The organism is Pseudomonas sp. LBUM1679, from assembly GCF_059695565.1.
Map to the genome: position 1 here is coordinate 6,792,331 of NZ_CP166774.1, position 18,954 is coordinate 6,811,284.

Below are 18,954 nucleotides of genomic sequence, written 5' to 3' on the forward strand. Positions count from 1 at the left end.
AGACTGGACGTCAATCCGAGACCTTTTACGTCCGCCGGTAAGGCCTAAGGAGATGTGCAAGATGCCCAAGGTCGGTATGCAACCCATCCGCCGTCAGCAGTTGATCCAAGCCACGCTGCAGGCGGTGGATCAGGTCGGAATGGGGGACGCCAGCATTGCGCTGATCGCCCGTTTGGCCGGTGTCTCGAATGGCATCATCAGTCACTACTTTCAGGACAAGAACGGCCTGATCGCCGCCACGGCGCAGTACCTGATGAGTGTCCTCAGCGTGAACGTCACCGCGCGCCGTCAGGCCCTGGAGGACAGCAGCCCGCGGGCCCACCTCCAGGTGATTATCGAAGGCAACTTCGACGCCAGCCAGGTCAATGGCCCGGCAATGAAAACCTGGCTGGCCTTCTGGGCCACCAGCATGCACCACCCGTCACTGCACAGGTTGCAGCGGATCAACGATCACCGTCTGTATTCCAACCTGTGCTGCCAGTTCCGCCGTGTATTGCCGCTCGATGACGCGCGCAGTGCAGCTCGAGGCCTGGCAGCCCTCATTGACGGTTTGTGGTTGCGCGGCGCCCTGTCGGGCGATGCTTTCGACACTGAGCAGGCGCACCGCATCGCTTACGAATACATGGATTTCCAATTGGCCAAGCAGGTGAGCTAGAGCGCACATAAAACGCTCAGCCCCTGAACCGTCACTGACCAGCATCGCCAACGTTATACGGCACGCCCCAGTGGTTAACGCCAACCAAACTTATGCACTTGCGAGGACTTTATGGCCCGTTTCGAACTGCAAAAACTCTACATCGATGGCGGCTACAGTGACGCCAGCAGCGACGCCACCTTCGAAGCCATCAACCCGGCTAACGGTGAAGTCCTCGCAACTGTTCAGCGTGCGACCAAGGACGACGTCGAGCGCGCGGTGGTCAGCGCCGAAAAGGGTCAGAAAATCTGGGCCGCGATGACCGCCATGGAGCGTTCGCGCATCCTGCGCCGTGCCGTGGACATCTTGCGCGAGCGCAACGATGAACTGGCCGCCCTGGAAACCCTGGACACTGGCAAGTCGTACTCCGAAACCAAGTACGTCGACATCGTCACCGGTGCTGACGTGCTGGAGTACTACGCAGGCCTGGTGCCGGCCATTGAAGGCGAGCAGATCCCGCTGCGCACCACGTCCTTCGTCTACACCCGTCGCGAGCCGCTGGGCGTCGTGGCCGGCATCGGCGCATGGAACTACCCGATTCAGATCGCCCTGTGGAAATCCGCGCCAGCCCTGGCGGCCGGTAACGCGATGATCTTCAAGCCAAGCGAAGTCACGTCCCTGACCACCCTGAAACTGGCCGAGATCTACACCGAAGCCGGCGTTCCGGCGGGCGTGTTCAACGTCCTGACCGGCAGCGGCCGTGAAGTCGGCACCTGGCTGACCGAGCATCCGCGCATCGAAAAAATATCCTTCACCGGCGGCACCGACACCGGCAAGAAGGTCATGGCCAGCGCTTCCGCCTCGTCGCTGAAAGACGTGACCATGGAACTGGGCGGCAAATCCCCGCTGATCATCTTCGACGACGCCGACCTCGATCGCGCCGCCGACACCGCGATGATGGCCAACTTCTACAGCTCCGGCCAGGTCTGCACCAACGGCACTCGCGTGTTCGTGCCGAGCCACCTGAAAGCGGCTTTCGAAGCCAAGATTGCCGAGCGTGTCGCGCGCATCCGCATCGGCAACCCGGAAGACGAGAACACCAACTTCGGCCCGCTGGTCAGCTTTGCCCACATGGAAAGCGTGCTGGGTTACATCGCCAAAGGTAAGGAAGAAGGCGCTCGCCTGCTGTGCGGCGGCACTCGCCTGACCGAAGGCGAATTTGCCAAGGGCGCGTTCGTCGCGCCGACCGTATTCAGCGACTGCACCGACGAGATGACTATCGTGCGCGAAGAAATTTTCGGCCCGGTGATGAGCATCCTGACTTACGAGACCGAAGAAGAAGTGATCCGTCGTGCCAACGACACCGACTTCGGCCTGGCGGCTGGCGTCATCACCAAGGACCTGAACCGCGCTCACCGCGTGATTCATCAACTGGAAGCCGGTATCTGCTGGATCAACGCCTGGGGCGAGTCCGACGCGAAGATGCCGGTCGGCGGCTACAAGCAGTCGGGCGTGGGCCGTGAGAACGGCATCAGTTCGCTGAACAACTTCACACGCATCAAATCGGTACAGGTCGAACTGGGCGATTACGCCTCGGTGTTCTAACACCCAGTTTTGTATTGCCCGTGAGGCCGCCTTCGCTGGCAAGCCAGCTCCTACAGATTTGGCGTCGTTCGCCAAATCTGTGGCTACCCCGACCCTGTAGGAGCCGGCTTGCCGGCGATCGAGTGCGCAGCACTCGCCATGGCCTGACCTGACCAACTTCAATGAGGGTGCATTCAATGTCCCAAGAATTCGACTACATCATCATCGGTGCCGGCTCGGCCGGTAACACCCTGGCGACCCGTCTGACTGAAGACGAAGGCGTCACCGTCCTGCTGCTCGAAGCCGGTGGCCCGGACTACCGTCTGGACTTCCGCACACAAATGCCGGCCGCCCTGGCGTTCCCGCTGCAAGGCCGTCGCTACAACTGGGCGTACGAAACCGACCCGGAGCCACACATGGACGGTCGCCGGATGGAATGCGGTCGCGGCAAGGGCCTGGGCGGTTCTTCGCTGATCAACGGCATGTGCTACATCCGCGGCAACGCGATGGACTACGACAACTGGGCCAAGCTTCCAGGTCTTGAAGACTGGGACTACCTCAACTGCCTGCCGTATTTCCGCAAGGCGGAAGCCCGCGACATCGGCCCGAACGACTACCACGGTGGCGACGGTCCGGTCAGCGTGACCACACCGAAAGCCGGCAACAACCCACTGTTCCACGCGATGGTTGAAGCAGGCGTGCAGGCCGGTTACCCGCGCACCGAAGACTTGAACGGCTACCAGCAGGAAGGTTTCGGCCCGATGGACCGTACCGTGACGCCGAACGGCCGTCGCGCCAGCACCGCTCGCGGTTACCTGGACGTCGCCAAAAAGCGTTCGACCCTGACCATCGTCACCCACGCCCTGACCGACAAGATCCTGTTCGAAGGCAAACGTGCGGTCGGCGTGCGCTACCTGATCGGCGCCGCGCAAGAGCGTATTGAAGCCCGCGCCCGCAAGGAAGTGCTGCTGTGCTCCGGCGCCATCGCGTCGCCGCAGATCCTGCAACGTTCCGGCGTCGGCCCCGCCGAGCTGCTGAACAAGCTCGACATCCCGGTGGTCCACGACCTGCCGGGCGTCGGTGAAAACCTGCAGGATCATCTCGAGTTGTACCTGCAATACGCTTGCACCCAGCCGGTCTCGCTGTACCCGTCGCTGCTCTGGTACAACCAGCCGGCCATCGGTGCCGAGTGGCTGTTCAACGGCACCGGTATCGGCGCCAGCAACCAGTTCGAAGCCGGCGGTTTCATCCGCTCCCGTCCGGAATTCGATTGGCCGAATATTCAGTACCACTTCCTGCCGGTCGCGATTAACTACAACGGCAGCAACGGGGTGAAAGAGCACGGTTTCCAGGCGCACATGGGTTCCATGCGCTCGCCGAGCCGCGGTCGCATCCAGGCCAAATCCAAGGATCCGCGCGAATATCCGAGCATCCTGTTCAATTACATGGCCACCGAGCAGGACTGGCAGGAATTCCGCGACGGCATCCGCCTGACCCGGGAAATCATGCAGCAGCCTGCACTCGACGCCTTCCGTGGCCGCGAAATCAGCCCGGGCATCGAGGTGCAAACCGATGAGCAGCTCGACACGTTCATCCGCGAACACGCCGAAACCGCGTTCCACCCGTCCTGCTCGTGCAAGATGGGCACCGATGACATGGCCGTGGTCGATGGCGAAGGTCGTGTGCATGGCATGCAGGGCCTGCGTGTGGTCGATGCCTCGATCATGCCGATCATCACCACCGGCAACCTGAATGCGCCGACGATCATGATCGCCGAGAAAATCGCCGACAAGATCCGGGGTCGCCAGCCGTTGCCGCGCAGCAAGGCTGATTACTATGTCGCCGGTGATGCACCGGTGCGTGGCAAGCCAATGCGGGATGTGCGCCTGACTGCTCAGTAAGGCTTAACACCGAGGTGAACCCATCGCGGGCAAGCCCGCTCCCACAGGTTCCGGGGTTGGATTACAAATGTGTGATCCGCCCAAAAAACCTGTGGGAGCGGGCTTGCCCGCGAAGGGGCCCGAGCAATCAACACACATCCTCCCGGCACACCCAGGCAATCCCTCCCGACACCGCTCCACCCTTGAACTCCCCCCCGCCCAGGCCTAATCTAGCGCCACGCAATCGTTTCACCCCCCTCGCAACACCGATGCTCCATACCAAGGAGGTCCACGAATGTTTGATATCCACCCCCAGCTCAAGCAGCGCTTTGCTGCCTTGCGCACGGGCGCTGAATTCTTTTCGCTGCGCTATGTGCGCGAGTCCGGCCAGTACCTGTCGGTGCGCAAGAACGTCGCCGAGCCTCCGAGCCTGAGTCGTGACGAAGGCGCGATGCTGACCGTACGGGTCAACGGCGTGGAGACCTATGCCGCGACCAACGACCTGTCCCAATCCGGTCTGCAAGCCGCGCTGGAGAAAGCCGAGCAACACGCCCGCCGACTCAAGCCCCACGCCCTGCTCGACCTGCGCGAACAAGCCGTTTCCAGTGACCGCGCCGATTACTTCTCGCCAAACCTCGACCAGCCCTTCCCGTCCCTGAGCGATTGCTACCAACTGCTCGGCGCCGAATCCGCCGCCGTGCCCAAGGACGAGCGACTGGTGAACTGGCAGGTGAGCATCGGCATCACTGACGTCGAGCAGATCTACCTCAACAGCGCCGGCGCCGAACTGCGTCAGGCACAGCGTTTCGTCTATCCGAGCCTGGAAGTCACTGCTTACGACGGTAGCGACAGCCAGACCCGCACCCTCGGCCGCGAGAACTTCGGCCAACAGGGTGGGTTTGATGTGATCAGCCGCTGCGGCCTGGTGGGTGCCGGTCCGAAAATCGCTGATCAGGCGCTGCAATTGCTACTGGCGCCGAACACACCACAAGGTCCGCGCGACCTGTTGTTGATGCCGGATCAGATGATGCTGCAGATCCACGAATCCATCGGTCACCCCTTGGAGCTGGACCGCATCCTCGGCGACGAGCGCAATTATGCCGGCACCAGTTTCGTCAAGGCACAAGACTTCGGCAGCCTGCAATATGGCTCCGAACTGCTGAACGTGACCTTCGATCCGGACATCCCTGAACAGCTCGCCAGTTACGGTCATGACGACGACGGCACCGCCGCCAGTAAGCAATTCCTGATTAAAGAAGGTTTACTGCTGCGTCCACTGGGCGGCGCCCTTTCTCAATTCCGGGCCGGCATGAATGGCGTCGCCAACAGCCGCGCCTGTGGCTGGAACCGTCCGCCGATCGACCGCATGGCCAACCTGAACATCGAGCCTGGCGATCAACCGCTGGAGCAACTGATCGGCGGGATCGAGAACGGCATCCTGATGAGCACCAACCGTTCCTGGTCCATCGACGATGCGCGCAACAAGTTCCAGTTCGGTTGTGAGTGGGGCCAGTTGATCGAAAACGGCGAACTCAAGGGCGTGGTGAAAAACCCCAACTACCGGGCGATTTCCGCGCAGCTCTGGAAAAGCCTCAGCGCCGTCGGCGACGCCAGCACCGTCAAGGTCCTCGGCACTCCGAACTGCGGCAAGGGTGAACCGAATCAGGTGATCCGCGTCGGCCATGCGTCGCCGGCCTGCGTGTTCAGCAAAGTTGATGTGTTTGGGGGAGACGCCTGATGAGTACGTCCAACAATCAGGCCGAAGCGTTCAAGGCCTTGGTCCACTGGTTGCGCGATGCCGTGCGCGAACCGGAACAATTCACCCTCAGCTACGCCGCCGAGTCGTCGGCCTTCGTGCGTTTCAACCACGCCAAGGTGCGTCAGGCCGGTCAGGTGCAGCAAGCGAGCGTCGGCTTCAAGCTGATCGACGATGGGCGCCACGCCGACCTGAACATTACCCTCTCCGGTGATGCGCAAGTCGATGTTCAGCGCCTGGCCGAAGGCCTGCAACAGTTGCGCGACACCTTGCCGCTGCTGCCGCAGGACCCGTACCTGCTGCTCAACCACACCGGCTGGCAGAGCAAGAATGTGCAGGACCATCCGCTGCCGGACACCGCGCAAGTGGTCGCGCAAATCACCCAGGCGGCGCAAGGACTGGACTTGGTGGGTTTCTACGCCGCCGGCCCGATCAGTCGCGGTTTCGCCAGTTCCTCGGGCGCGTTTGGCTGGCATCAGGCCAACAGCTTCAACTTTGACTTCAGCCTGTTCCACGAAAATGGCCAGGCGGTGAAAGCCAGCTACGCCGGGCATGACTGGAACAGCGAAGGGTTCGCCAGACGTTTTGCGCAAGCGCGCGAGCAGCTGGCGTTTCTGGGCAGGCCGCAACGCACCCTGGCGCCGGGTCAGTACCGCGCCTACCTGGCGCCGGCAGCCATGGGTGAAATCATGGATATGCTGGGTTGGGGCGGTTTCTCGGCGCAGTCGATTGCCAGCAAAAACAGTCCGCTGCAAAAGCTTTACGCGGGCGACAGTTCGTTCAGCGCGCTGGTGTCGCTCGAGGAGAAGGTCAGCGGTTCTTTGAGCCCGGCGTTTTCCGGCGAAGGCTATCCGCGCAGCGATCTCGGGTTGATCGTCAATGGCAAGGCCGGCGCGCAAATGGTCAGTTCCCGCAGCGCTGCCGAATACGGCCTGACGGCCAATGGCGCCAGCGGCGGTGAAATGCCGAGCGCGTTGAACATGGCGGCCGGAGGATTGCCTGATGCAGAGATTCTCAAGCAGCTGGGCACCGGGTTGTACATCAGCAACCTCTGGTACCTGAACTACTCGGACCAGCCGGCGGCACGCCTGACCGGCATGACGCGGTTTGCGACCTTCTGGGTCGAGAACGGCGAGATCCAGGCACCGGTGAGCACCATGCGCTTTGATGACAGTGCTTACAGTTTGCTCGGTTCGCAGCTGGAAGCGTTGACCGAGGAGCGCGAGTTGTTGCTGTCGGCCAGTACTTACAGTCAGCGGGCCACGGCCTCGGCGTTGTTGCCGGGTGCGCTGATCAGCCGCCTTACGCTAACCCTGTAACCCCGCAAAACCCCCGTAGGAGCTGGCTTGCCAGCGAAGGGGCCGTCACATTCAACATCATTGTTGCCTGACAGTCCGCCTTCGCTGGCAAGCCAGCTCCTACAGGGGGTCGGTGAAACGCAGATACTCCCTGACAAGAGGCCCCATGCCCAACCGCCAACCTCTCGATGCTGTCACGGCCCGCTGGGTGCCGTGGGTTGTTGCCATCGCGTTCTTCATGCAGTCCCTCGACGGGACCATCCTCAATACCGCCCTGCCCGCCATGGCTCGGGACCTGGCGGAGAATCCGCTGCGCATGCAAGGCGTGATCATCGCCTACATGCTCACCGTTGCCTTGCTGATCCCGGCCTCGGGCTGGATCGCCGACCGCTTCGGCACCAAGAAAATCTTCTTCGGCGCGATCCTGCTGTTCAGCATCGGCTCCTTGCTCTGCGCCCTGTCGAACACCTTGAGCATGCTGATCGGCGCCCGGGTGATTCAGGGCCTCGGCGGTGCACTGATGCTGCCGGTCGGGCGCCTGGTGGTGCTGCGCGCCTACCCGCGCTCGGAGCTGGTGCGGATCATGGGCTTTATCACCATTCCCGGTCTGCTCGGCCCCTTGCTCGGCCCGACGATGGGCGGCTGGATGGTGGAATACCTGACCTGGCACTGGATCTTCCTGATCAATCTGCCGGTGGGCGCCGTCGGTTGCTACGCCGTGTGGAAGTTCATCCCTGATCTGCGCGGCACCGAGCGCACCCGTTTCGACAGCCTGGGGTTTTTGCTGTTTGGCGCGGCGATGGTGCTGATCACCATCGCCATGGAGGGACTCGGCGAACTGCACCTGCCGCACTTGCGTGTAATGTTGCTGCTGTTCGGCGGCATGGCGTGCCTGGCTGCGTACTGGCTGCGGGCCGGGCACATCGAGAATCCACTGTTCGCGCCCTCGCTGTTCAAGACCCGGACGTTTGCCGTGGGCATTCTCGGCAACCTGTTCGCCCGTCTGGGCAGCGGCGCGTTGCCGTTCCTCGTGCCGTTGCTGCTGCAAGTGGCGCTGGGTTATTCGCCCTCCCAGGCCGGGATGAGCATGTTGCCGCTGGCGGCTGCCGCGATGGTCGCCAAGTCGGTGGCGCGGCCGCTGATCGAGCGTCTGGGCTATCGCATCGTGCTGACCGGTAACACCCTGGCGCTGGGGCTGATGCTGGCGAGCATGGGCCTGGTCAGCGAGCAGACACCCTATTGGCTGTTGCTGGGGATGCTGGCGATTCTCGGTGCCATCAACTCGCTGCAGTTCACCGCGATGAATACCGTGACCCTGATTGACCTCGACGACGCCAGCGCCAGCAGCGGTAACAGCTTGCTGTCGGTGGTCGCGCAATTGTCCCTGAGCCTGGGCGTTGCCTGCGCCGGTGCCTTGCTCGGCGGGTTCACCGCAGAGGTCGGAAACGACGGCGTAGACACAGTTCTAGGGGCGTTCCAGTTGACCTTCGTGACCGTCGGAATCATGGCGATGCTCGCTGCGACGATCTTTTCACAGCTCTCAAAGGAAGACGGACGGCGCGTCAGGAGTCCGGAAGAACACATAGAGCCTTAGTTTCCAAACGATAAGTGCCTGCGCTCGACCATGCTGCGTTGAAAACAGGCTCGAAATGCTCATTGGCTAAAGCCAAGTCGAGTGCGACCCCAGCCGTTTCTCGCCTGTTTTCGCCTTGCCTGGTCTTCGCTCGGCGACTTCTCGTCTGGAAACTACGGGCGAATGGCCATGGGACTGATACACTGCGCGACATTTTGTTTTGCAGGCCAGTCCCGTGACCACCATCGCCACCGCTTTTAATACTTTGCCGCTGTCCGCCGCCATGCTGGCTAACCTCGACTCCCTCGGTTATGCCCAGATGACGCCGATCCAGGCGCAAAGCTTGCCGGTGATCCTCAAGGGGATGGACCTGATCGCGCAAGCCAAGACCGGCAGCGGCAAGACCGCCGCCTTCGGCATCGGCCTGCTGAACCCGATCAATCCGCGCTTCTTCGGTTGCCAGGCACTGGTTATCTGTCCGACCCGTGAGCTGGCTGACCAGGTCGCCAAGGAAATCCGTCGCCTGGCCCGCGCCGAAGACAACATCAAGGTCCTGACCCTGTGCGGCGGCGTGTCGTTCGGTCCGCAGATCGGCTCTCTGGAGCACGGCGCGCACATCATCGTCGGTACCCCGGGCCGCCTTCAGCAGCATTTGCGCAAAGGTTCGCTGGTGCTCCATGGCCTGAACACGCTGATCCTCGACGAAGCCGACCGCATGCTCGACATGGGCTTCTACGACTCCATCGAAGAAATCATTGCCCAGACCCCAGAGCGTCGCCAGACCCTGCTGTTCTCCGCCACGTACCCAACGGGTATCAAGCAGTTGGCGGCGAAATTCATGCGCACCCCTCAGATCGTGAAGGCCGAGGCGTTCCACGACGACACGCAGATCGAGCAGCGTTTCTACGAGATCTCCCCGGAAGAGCGCATGGACGCCGTGGTCAAAGTCCTCGCGCATCATCGTCCGGCCTCCTGTGTAGCCTTCTGCTTCACCAAGCAGCAGGTTCAGGAAACCGTCGATCACCTGAGCTCCAAAGGCATCTCCGCCGTCGGCCTGCACGGCGATCTGGAACAGCGTGACCGTGACCAGGTGCTTGCCATGTTCGCTAACCGCAGTACCTCGGTACTGGTTGCCACCGACGTCGCCGCTCGCGGCCTGGACATCGATGCGCTGGACATGGTGATCAACGTCGAACTGGCCCGTGACTCGGAAATCCATATCCACCGTGTTGGCCGTACTGGCCGCGCCGGTGAGAAAGGCATTGCGATCAGCCTCGTTGCACCATCCGAAGCCCACCGCGCCCAAGCCATCGAGCAACTGCAGAAGTCGCCGTTGAGCTGGGATCAGTTGGACAACCTCAAATCCCAGGGCGGCGCACCGCTGCTGCCGGTGATGAGCACACTGGTCATCGGCGCGGGCCGTAAAGACAAGGTGCGTCCGGGTGACATTCTAGGTGCACTGACGGGCGATGCCGGGATTCCGGGTGCCCAGGTGGGCAAGATTGCGATCTTCGATTTCCAGGCATTCGTAGCCGTGGAGCGCGGGATAGCCAAGCAGGCCCTGCAGCGCCTGAACGACGGCAAGATCAAGGGCCGCTCGCTGCGCGTGCGCATCCTGTAAAACCGTACCGCCCCCCTGTAGGAGCGAGGCTTGCCCGCGAAGAACGATAACTCGGTCTACCTGATGCACCGTGTAATCGTTCTTCGCGGGCAAGCCTCGCTCCTACAGGATCTGGGTTAGCCCTGAGATCTGTGTGAGGACACCGTTTTGCGCTCTACCGAAGTCGTGATCATTGGCGCTGGCGCCGCAGGATTGATGTGTGCGCTGACCGCCGCCGGGCGTGGGCGCAAGGTGATGTTGCTCGATCATGCGAACAAGGCCGGCAAGAAAATCCTGATGTCGGGCGGTGGCCGTTGCAATTTCACCAACATGTACACTGAACCGGGCAATTTTCTCTCGCAAAACGAGCACTTCTGCAAATCCGCCCTGGCGCGCTATACCCAGTGGGATTTCATCGGCATGGTCGCCAAACACGGCGTGCCATACCACGAGAAAAAACTCGGCCAGCTGTTCTGCGATAACAAATCCAGTGACATCCTCGAGATGCTGCTCGGCGAGTGCGATCAGGTCGGCGTGAGCCTGCATCTGGACACTTCGATCCAGACCATCGAGAAACTCGAACGGGGTTACCTGCTGGACACCACGCTGGGCCAGATCACCTGCGAATCGTTGGTGATCGCCACGGGCGGCCTGTCGATTCCGACCCTGGGCGCAACCGGTTTCGGCTATCAAGTGGCCAGACAATTCGGCCACGATTTGCTCCCGACACGCGCAGGTTTGGTGCCGTTCACCATCACCGATCAGCTCAAGGAGCTTTGCACCGAGCTGTCCGGCACGTCGGTGGATTGCCTGGTGAGCTGCAACGACCAGAGCTTTCGCGAGAACATCCTGTTCACCCACCGCGGCCTCAGCGGCCCGGCGATTTTGCAGATTTCCTCGTTCTGGGAGTCCGGCGACACGGTGCAGATCAACCTGCTGCCGGATCACGACGTGCCGAGCTGGTTGCAACAGCAACAAGCCGAACGCCCGAACAGCGAACTGAAAACCCTGCTCGGTGAACTCTTCACCAAGAAGATGGCCAACCTGCTGGCGGACAACTGGTTCGTCTCCAAGCCGATGAAACAGTACACCCACGCGGAAATTGCCGACATCGCAGAAAAACTGGCGAGCTGGAAAGTCGTGCCGGCCGGCACCGAAGGGTATCGCACGGCGGAAGTGACCCTGGGCGGCGTCGACACCCGTGAGGTTTCGTCCAAGACCATGGAATCGCTGAAAAGCCCTGGCCTTTACTTCATCGGCGAAGTGCTCGACGTGACCGGGCACCTGGGCGGCTTCAACTTCCAGTGGGCCTGGGCCTCCGGCTATGCCGCCGCGCAGTACGTCTGATCACACCGCCCCCTGTAGGAGCTGGCTTGCCAGCGAAGGGGCCGGCAAATTCAACATCGTTGTTGCCTGACAGTCCGCCTTCGCTGGCAAGCCAGCTCCTACAGGGGGATCGCATTTCAAATGCTGGAATGGTTCGAAGAGAAGGAACATATTTTGCTGTCAGATGTGATCGGCGCCATTGCGTCGACGTCATTACTGGCTCAATTTAGCGTCATTGCCTCGGAAGGCCTTCGCACTTCATGTCATCGACCCCGTTCAGTCAGTCTCTGCGTCGCCTCTGGGCGCTGGATAAATTCAGCTACAGCGTGCGGGTGTTCATCGCCCTGACCGGCAGCATGGCGCTGTGTTGGTATCAGGATGAAATGGCGCTGCTGATCCCGTTGTTCCTGGGCATCATCGCCAGCGCCCTGGCCGAGACCGACGACAGTTGGCAAGGCCGCCTCAACGCCCTGGCCGTGACGCTGGTGTGTTTCAGCGTCGCCGCCCTCTCCGTCGAACTGCTCTTCCCCTACCCCGTCGTCTTTGTCATCGCCCTCGCACTGGCCAGTTTCGGCCTGACCATGCTGGGCGCCTTGGGCGAACGCTATGGTGCGATTGCGTCGGCAACGCTGATCCTGTCGGTCTACACCATGATCGGTGTCGAACAGCGTGGCGGTGCGGTCACTGACTTCTGGCACGAACCGGTGCTGCTGGTGGCCGGTGCGGCCTGGTATGGTTTGCTCTCGGTGCTGTGGCAGGCGATGTTCTCCAACCAGCCGGTGCAGCAGAGCCTGGCGCGATTGTTCCGTGAATTGGGTTATTACCTGAAGCTGAAATCGTCGCTGTTCGAGCCGATCCGGCAGATGGACGTCGAAGCACAGCGTTTGGAGCTGGCCCAGCAGAACGGCCGAGTGGTGGCCGCATTGAACGCCGCCAAGGAAATCATCCTGCACCGGGTCGGCAATGGTCGACCAGGGTCGAAAGTCAGCCGTTACCTGAAACTGTACTTCCTCGCCCAGGACATCCACGAGCGCGCCAGTTCCTCACACTACCCTTACAACGCCCTGGCCGATGCCTTCTTCCACAGCGATGTGCTGTTCCGCTGCCAGCGCCTGCTGCGCCAGCAAGGCAAAGCCTGCCGCGCGTTGGCCGAGTCGATCCAGATGCGCCAGCCATTCATTTATGACGCAAGTTTCGCCCAAGCCCTGAGCGACCTGCATGCCTCCCTCGAACACCTGCGCAACCAGAGCAACCCGGCCTGGCGCGGCCTGTTGCGGTCATTGCGCGCACTGGCGGCCAACCTCGGCACCCTGGACCGCTTGCTCAGCGATGCCAGCAACCCCGATGCGCTGGCCGATGCCACCGACAGCAGCCTGCTCGACCGTTCGCCACACAGCCTCAAGGATGTGTGGATACGCTTGCGCACCCAGCTGACACCGACCTCGCTGCTGTTCCGCCACGCCCTGCGGTTGCCCCTGGCCTTGAGCATCGGCTACGGCATGGTGCATTTGATCCACCCGTCCCAGGGGTACTGGATCATCCTCACCACGCTCTTTGTCTGTCAGCCGAACTACGGCGCGACAAGACTCAAGCTGGGTCAGCGGATCATCGGCACCGGCATCGGCCTGACTGTGGCCTGGGCGCTATTCGATCTGTTCCCCAACCCCTTGATCCAGTCGTGTTTCGCGATCGCAGCCGGGGTGGTGTTCTTTATCAGCCGCACCACCCGCTACACCCTGGCGACGGCTGCAATCACCCTGATGGTGTTGTTCTGCTTCAACCAGGTCGGGGACGGCTACGGGCTGTTCCTGCCGCGACTGTTCGATACCTTGCTCGGCAGCCTGATCGCCGGACTGGCGGTGTTCCTGTTCCTGCCGGACTGGCAGGGTCGACGCCTGAACAAAGTGCTGGCCAACACCCTGACCTGCAACAGCGTTTATCTGCGCCAGATCATGCAGCAATACGCCGTCGGCAAAAGCGACGACCTGGCGTATCGCCTGGCCCGACGCAATGCCCACAACGCCGACGCCGCGCTGTCGACCACGTTGGCGAACATGCTGATGGAGCCGGGGCATTTCCGTAAGGAAGCGGATGTCGGGTTTCGGTTTCTGGTGCTGTCGCACACCTTGCTCAGCTATTTGTCAGGTCTGGGCGCGCATCGCGAAACCCAGCTACCCCCGGACGTGCGCGAGCATTTGATCGAGGGTGCAGGGGTGAGACTGGCGGCCAGCATCGATGAAATCGCCCAAGGCCTGGCGAGCAAACGGCCGATTGCAATTCAGAGCGATGAGGAAGAGGCACTGGCCAATGAGCTGGAACACATGCCGGATGAGATCGATGAAGGGCAGCGGTTGGTGCAGACACAGTTGGGGTTGATTTGCCGGCAGTTGGGGCCGTTACGCACGTTGGCGGCGCATTTGATCAAGGATAAGGATGAGGATTGAGCCGTCGAAATGACGAGTGACATTTGGCCTTTGCCACAGATGCATTCGTCATAAAGACATCTTTGGCCCGGGCGTTTAGTATCGGAGCGAGTTGATCAAGGAATGGGACGATGACAATCGATTGGGTCTGCAAACACCACAGTGACCTGGGCAAAGAGCAGCTGTACGCCATTCTGCAGTTGCGTGCGCAGGTGTTCGTTGTCGAGCAGAAATGCGTCTACCAGGACGTGGACGGCCAGGATCTGGAAGGCGACACCTGCCATTTGATGGCGTGGGACGGTGATCGGCTGGTGGCGTACCTGCGGCTGCTTGACCCGGAGCTACAGGGTGGCGATGTGGTGATCGGACGGGTGATTACCGCACCAGAGGCGCGTGGCAAGGGATTGGGTCATGAGTTGATCAATCAGGCATTGAAGCAGGCTGAAAAGCGCTGGCCTGAAGTACCGATCTATCTGTCGGCCCAGTCGCATTTGCAGGGTTACTACGGGCGGTACGGGTTTGAGGTGGCGGGGGAGGAATTTTTGGAGGATGACATTCCGCATATCGGGATGCGTCGTCCCTGAAGGCCCCTTCGCTGGCAAGCCAGCTCCTACATGGGACATGTGTGCGCCGTAGATCCACTGTAGGAGCTGGCTTGCCAGCGAAGGCGTCAGCACAGGCGCCGAATATCAGGGGTAGTCCAACACCGCCTTGATCTGCCGCAAATGACGCTCGATCCACCCCCGGTCAATCGCCCCCCACTCGCGAATCCGATAACGCCCGGCATGATTGCGCGCGCCTTCTTCCTGTTCGAACTCGCAAACAATATCCAGATCTGCCAGCGCCGCGATGGTGTCCTGGGCCGTGCGCCGGGGCATCCCGGTCACGTCGGTCAACGCCGGGACGCTGCTCGCCAGGCCACTGTCGATCAGGTACGCCACATACAACCGGCGGTAGAAGCTGCTCTTGGTCTTGCTGACATCCATCCCTGCGCTCCGCATTATTCAGAAGATCAAAAGATCGCAGCCCTGTAGGAGCTGCCGAAGGCTCGGGCCGCGTTCGGACGATCTTTTGATCTTGATCTTGATCTTTATTGCATATCCCGCCAAGTCAGGTACACCCTCAAGTCAAACTCCACCTGGTGATACCCCGGCAACATGTGTTCGCACAACTTGTAGAACGCCTTGTTGTGATCCGACTCCTTGAAATGCGCCAGCTCATGCACCACGATCATTTTCAGAAACTGCGAAGGTGCCTCCTTGAACAACGAGGCCACGCGAATTTCTTTCTTGGCCTTGAGCTTGCCGCCCTGCACCCGGGAGATCGTGGTGTGCAGGCCGAGGGCACGATGGGTCAGGTCCAGGCGGTTGTCGAACAAGACCTTGTCGATGACCGGGGCGTTACGCAAGAACGCCTGCTTCAAGTCCAACGCGTACGTATACAGCGCCTTGTCGCTCTGCACGTCGTGCTTTTGCGGGTAACGTTGGCTCAGGTAGTCATCCAGCCGACCTTCGGCGATCAGCTGGCGCACCTGGTCCTGCAATGCAGCGGGATAGGCCTGGAGGTATTTCAACACGGTCATCGGGACGGACAACATCAGAACGAACAGGTCGCCAGTGTAGCGAATTCAGCGGACCAGCGTGCTCCAGTCGAACGGCTGCACAAAATCGCCGACGTCCTCGGCCATCATCGGCCGCGCGACCAAAAACCCTTGTACGTACTCGCAGCCATTGGCGTGCAGCCACTCATATTGCGCAACGGTTTCTACGCCTTCGGCAACCACCAGCATTCCGTATTGCCTGCACAGGTCGATCACATTGCGCACCAGCGCCGCATCCCGTGAAGACGCCGGCAGCCGAGAGATCAAGTGCCGGTCGAGCTTAAGTGTATCCAGCTCCAGGTCGCGCAGATGAGACAGCGAACATGGCCCGGAACCAAAGTCATCCAAGGCCACCCGCACCCCCAGATTGCGCAGCAAGCGCAGCTGTTTGCGGGTTTCGTCGGGATTGTGCATCAAGGACTCTTCGGTGATTTCGACTTCCAGATGGCGTGCCTGCAAACCGTTGCGCTCCAGCACCTGGCGCAACTCGGAGACCAGATTGGGCATGCCGAACTGCGTGCCGCTCAAACTGACGCCCAGCACCAGATCCTCGGCAAACAAGGTTTCCCAGGCCTTGCGCTGGCCTGCCCCGCGCTGGTAGATCCAGCTGCCCAACCGACTGATCAACCGCGCCTCTTCCAGCAATGGCAAAAACAACCCTGGCGGCACATCGCCGACACTCGGATGGTGCCAGCGCAGCAGCGCTTCAAAGCCACGAATCTGTCCGCTGGCAATGGCCACCTGAGGTTGATACACCAGATTGAAATCACGGTTATCGATGGCCGTGCGCACACTTTCTTCGAGCATTGACCGCGAGCGTGCCCGGCCATTCATTTCGTGATCGTAGAAGCGATACTGCTGACGGCCGGCACGCTTGGCTTCATACATGGCGATGTCCGACGCTCGCAGCAAGCCGTCGAGATTGGCCCCGCAATCCGGGAAAGTGGCGATACCGATACTCGCGCCCAAGGCGATATCCAGGCCGTCGATCTGCTGACAGATCGACACACGCTCAATCAGCTTCTCGGCGATCTTTGCCGCTTGCTCGGGGAATTCCAAGTCCAGTAACGCCGTGAACTCGTCGCCGCCCATGCGCGCCAGAATGTCGAAAGATCGCAGACAGGCCTTCAACTGTTCGGAGACCCAGCGCAGCACCCGGTCACCGGCATCGTGACCAAGGGAGTCATTGACCCGCTTGAAGCCGTCGAGGTCCAGATACAGCAATACCCAGACACTGTCAGTACGCTCGCCACGCAGCAGAAGGTTTTCCACCGTCTGGTAGAAACCCCGACGATTGAGCAGCCCGGTCAGCGGGTCGGTGACCGCCTGATACTCCAGCTGCTGGTGCAAATGACACACGACCGACATGTCCAGCACCGTCACCACCATGGCCTGTTGCTCGGCGGGTAAAGGCGCGCAGGACAGCGCGACCGGCACTTGTTGACCGGGAGCCGTGCGCAGCAGTGCATCATGCAGGCGCAAGGTTTCACCACGCCTGTAACCGCGGAGCAATTCGGAATCGGCCCAGACCGGGATGTGTGGCTTTTGCAGGTAATCCAGAAACTCCTTGCCCTGCAGGTCTTGCACCGTGGCATTGAGCAGCCGCGACATGGCTGGATTGGCAAAGCGGATCAGCCCCTCCTCACCCACCACCAGGATGCCTTCGGCGGCGTTGTCCAAAACCGAGGCATTAAACGCGCGAGCGAGTTCCAGATCGTGGCTCAGGCGCTGCAATACGCGGCGATTGCGCTGATGCTCAAGCAGCGCCTGGACTTTCGGCTTGAGGATTTGCGGGTCGAACGGTTTGAACAGGTAATCCACCGCGCCACTGGCATAGCCCTTGATCACGGCGGCCTGGGACTGTTCGTTGGCGGTGAGGAAAATGATGGGCGTGTGGCAGGTACGCTGACTGCCGCGCATCAGGCGCGCGACTTCAAAGCCGTCCATGCCTGGCATCTGCACATCCAGCAGCACCAGGTCGACATCGTATTCGAGCAACAGGTCGAGGGCTTCGAAGCCCGAGGCAGCGGTCAAGATCTGCCAGTCCTGGCGCTGGAGCAGCGCGCGCATGCTGATCAGGTTTTCAGGGTAATCATCGACGATTAAAAGAATTGAGCTGGCTTCGGCTGGCGTCGCTTGCGCGCATTCCATGCTGCTTCTCTTTTTCGGGGCGGCAGGCCGGCTTCTCATGAAAGCCGGACCGGAACTAAGCCTTCACTCTAGACCGGGATCTGTGAAAGCAGAAGGTGTCAGTACGCCATCATTTAACCATTGCGTACATTTGCCGACTAACGGTCACCCCTACAAGCCCCTGAAACCGGGAAAGATGGCATTTCGACAGGATGTTGACGCCAACCATCTGCCAGACGGGCATTAACAAATCAGCCTTCTGCGATTATAAAGACCGCCTCCAAGGCGCGTGCTAGAGCATCTGGCACGTGCGTGCAGCAAAAAAAACGTGGAAGCTATTTGACTATGATCGATCTCGCAACCTGGAACCTGAGTGTTCCCGTCGGCAATCCGCCGTACACCGTTGACACTCCCAAACTGGTGAACGGCTTCAAGGATCAATACTTCCACTCCAATACCGGCACACTTTTTTTCTGGTCGCCGGTGACGGGTACCCGCACTGAAAACGCAAAATATCCTCGCACCGAATTGCGCGAAACCTATAGCAACGGAACCCTGCGCAACTGGCTCTACCCGGACGCCGACAACTCCCTGCGTGCCACGCTGGCCGTCAACCAGGTCCCCAGTTCCGGCAAGATCGTCATCGGCCAGATTCACGCTTATAAAAGCCAGAAGCCCCTGGTGAAGGTCGAGTACCAGTACAAGACCAGCACGAAGACGGGCAACATTGTCGCCAAAGTGCGCATGCGCCCCGATGACGGCGACGGCCGGGTGATCACCATCGCCACCGGCGTGAAGCTGGATCAGCCATTCTCCTACATGATTCACCTGAGCCCCCGCGGCGCATTGGGCATCAGTGCCGCGGGCTACCAGTGGGACACCGAAATCAGCAAGACCTGGAGCGTCAAGCCGCTGTACTTCAAGGCCGGGGTGTATGTACAGGACCACACCGGATACACCAGCGAAGGCGGGAAAGTGACGTTCAGCAAGCTGGATATTGATCACAATAAGTAACTGGATCGTATCAACCGCAAAAAATATCGCAGCTTTCCAGGCCATATGAAAATCTGGCCCCCAGCTGGCCAATAAAGAAAATGCCCGTATCTTGCGACACGGGCATTTTTTGCGCCTTGGGGTGCGCTGCTTACAG

The 18,954-nt window shown here is 60.8% G+C and carries 14 protein-coding genes; 11 read left to right on the forward strand and 3 right to left on the reverse strand.

What is annotated here, in order from left to right; translation table 11 throughout:
* Window positions 1-61: 61 nt before the first annotated feature.
* The 10 genes from betI (at window position 62) to ACA062_RS31140 (ending at window position 14,658) form a co-directional block, all read left to right on the forward strand.
* The gene (gene betI / locus ACA062_RS31095) at window positions 62-655 is read left to right on the forward strand and encodes a transcriptional regulator BetI (protein WP_497454380.1); all 594 of its coding nucleotides are present in this window, start codon (window positions 62-64) and stop codon (window positions 653-655) included.
* Between the two features lie 111 nt (window positions 656-766).
* Window positions 767-2,239, forward strand: a complete 1,473-nt coding sequence (gene betB / locus ACA062_RS31100) for a betaine-aldehyde dehydrogenase (protein WP_497454381.1) — start codon at window positions 767-769, stop codon at window positions 2,237-2,239.
* Between the two features lie 176 nt (window positions 2,240-2,415).
* Window positions 2,416-4,119: a choline dehydrogenase gene (gene betA / locus ACA062_RS31105; protein WP_497454382.1), complete on the forward strand. Its 1,704-nt coding sequence runs from the start codon at window positions 2,416-2,418 to the stop codon at window positions 4,117-4,119.
* Between the two features lie 274 nt (window positions 4,120-4,393).
* A complete protein-coding gene (locus ACA062_RS31110) occupies window positions 4,394-5,836 on the forward strand; it encodes a TldD/PmbA family protein (RefSeq protein WP_497454383.1) in 1,443 nt (480 codons plus the stop codon).
* Complete coding sequence (locus tag ACA062_RS31115) at window positions 5,836-7,173, forward strand: TldD/PmbA family protein (protein ID WP_497454384.1); 1,338 nt, start codon at window positions 5,836-5,838, stop codon at window positions 7,171-7,173. Before ACA062_RS31110 ends, ACA062_RS31115 begins: the two co-directional genes overlap by 1 nt.
* A gap of 145 nt (window positions 7,174-7,318) precedes the next feature.
* The gene (mdtD, locus tag ACA062_RS31120) at window positions 7,319-8,746 is read left to right on the forward strand and encodes a multidrug transporter subunit MdtD (protein WP_497454385.1); all 1,428 of its coding nucleotides are present in this window, start codon (window positions 7,319-7,321) and stop codon (window positions 8,744-8,746) included.
* A 262-nt stretch (window positions 8,747-9,008) separates the two neighbouring features.
* Complete coding sequence (gene dbpA / locus ACA062_RS31125; protein ID WP_497457517.1) at window positions 9,009-10,346, forward strand: ATP-dependent RNA helicase DbpA; 1,338 nt, start codon at window positions 9,009-9,011, stop codon at window positions 10,344-10,346.
* Window positions 10,347-10,493: 147 nt separating this feature from the next.
* Window positions 10,494-11,672 (forward strand): BaiN/RdsA family NAD(P)/FAD-dependent oxidoreductase, encoded by a 1,179-nt coding sequence (locus ACA062_RS31130; protein WP_497454386.1) that lies wholly within the window; start codon window positions 10,494-10,496, stop codon window positions 11,670-11,672.
* 239 nt (window positions 11,673-11,911) lie between these two features.
* A complete protein-coding gene (gene yccS / locus ACA062_RS31135; protein WP_497454387.1) occupies window positions 11,912-14,095 on the forward strand; it encodes a YccS family putative transporter in 2,184 nt (727 codons plus the stop codon).
* A gap of 110 nt (window positions 14,096-14,205) precedes the next feature.
* Window positions 14,206-14,658: a GNAT family N-acetyltransferase gene (locus ACA062_RS31140; RefSeq protein ID WP_497454388.1), complete on the forward strand. Its 453-nt coding sequence runs from the start codon at window positions 14,206-14,208 to the stop codon at window positions 14,656-14,658.
* 105 nt (window positions 14,659-14,763) lie between these two features.
* Here ACA062_RS31140 and ACA062_RS31145 read toward each other — a convergent pair whose 3' ends face one another.
* The 3 genes from ACA062_RS31145 to ACA062_RS31155 all read right to left on the reverse strand — a co-directional run bounded on the left by ACA062_RS31145 (window position 14,764) and on the right by ACA062_RS31155 (window position 17,825).
* Complete coding sequence (locus tag ACA062_RS31145) at window positions 14,764-15,060, reverse strand: winged helix-turn-helix domain-containing protein (protein ID WP_128874078.1); 297 nt, start codon at window positions 15,058-15,060, stop codon at window positions 14,764-14,766.
* A gap of 104 nt (window positions 15,061-15,164) precedes the next feature.
* Window positions 15,165-15,656 (reverse strand): M48 metallopeptidase family protein, encoded by a 492-nt coding sequence (locus ACA062_RS31150; protein WP_497454389.1) that lies wholly within the window; start codon window positions 15,654-15,656, stop codon window positions 15,165-15,167.
* A gap of 45 nt (window positions 15,657-15,701) precedes the next feature.
* Complete coding sequence (locus ACA062_RS31155; RefSeq protein WP_497454390.1) at window positions 15,702-17,825, reverse strand: putative bifunctional diguanylate cyclase/phosphodiesterase; 2,124 nt, start codon at window positions 17,823-17,825, stop codon at window positions 15,702-15,704.
* A gap of 324 nt (window positions 17,826-18,149) precedes the next feature.
* Between ACA062_RS31155 and ACA062_RS31160 the strand changes: the two genes are divergently transcribed.
* Window positions 18,150-18,818 (forward strand): polysaccharide lyase family 7 protein, encoded by a 669-nt coding sequence (locus ACA062_RS31160; RefSeq protein WP_497454391.1) that lies wholly within the window; start codon window positions 18,150-18,152, stop codon window positions 18,816-18,818.
* The last annotated feature ends 136 nt before the right edge of the window (window positions 18,819-18,954 follow it).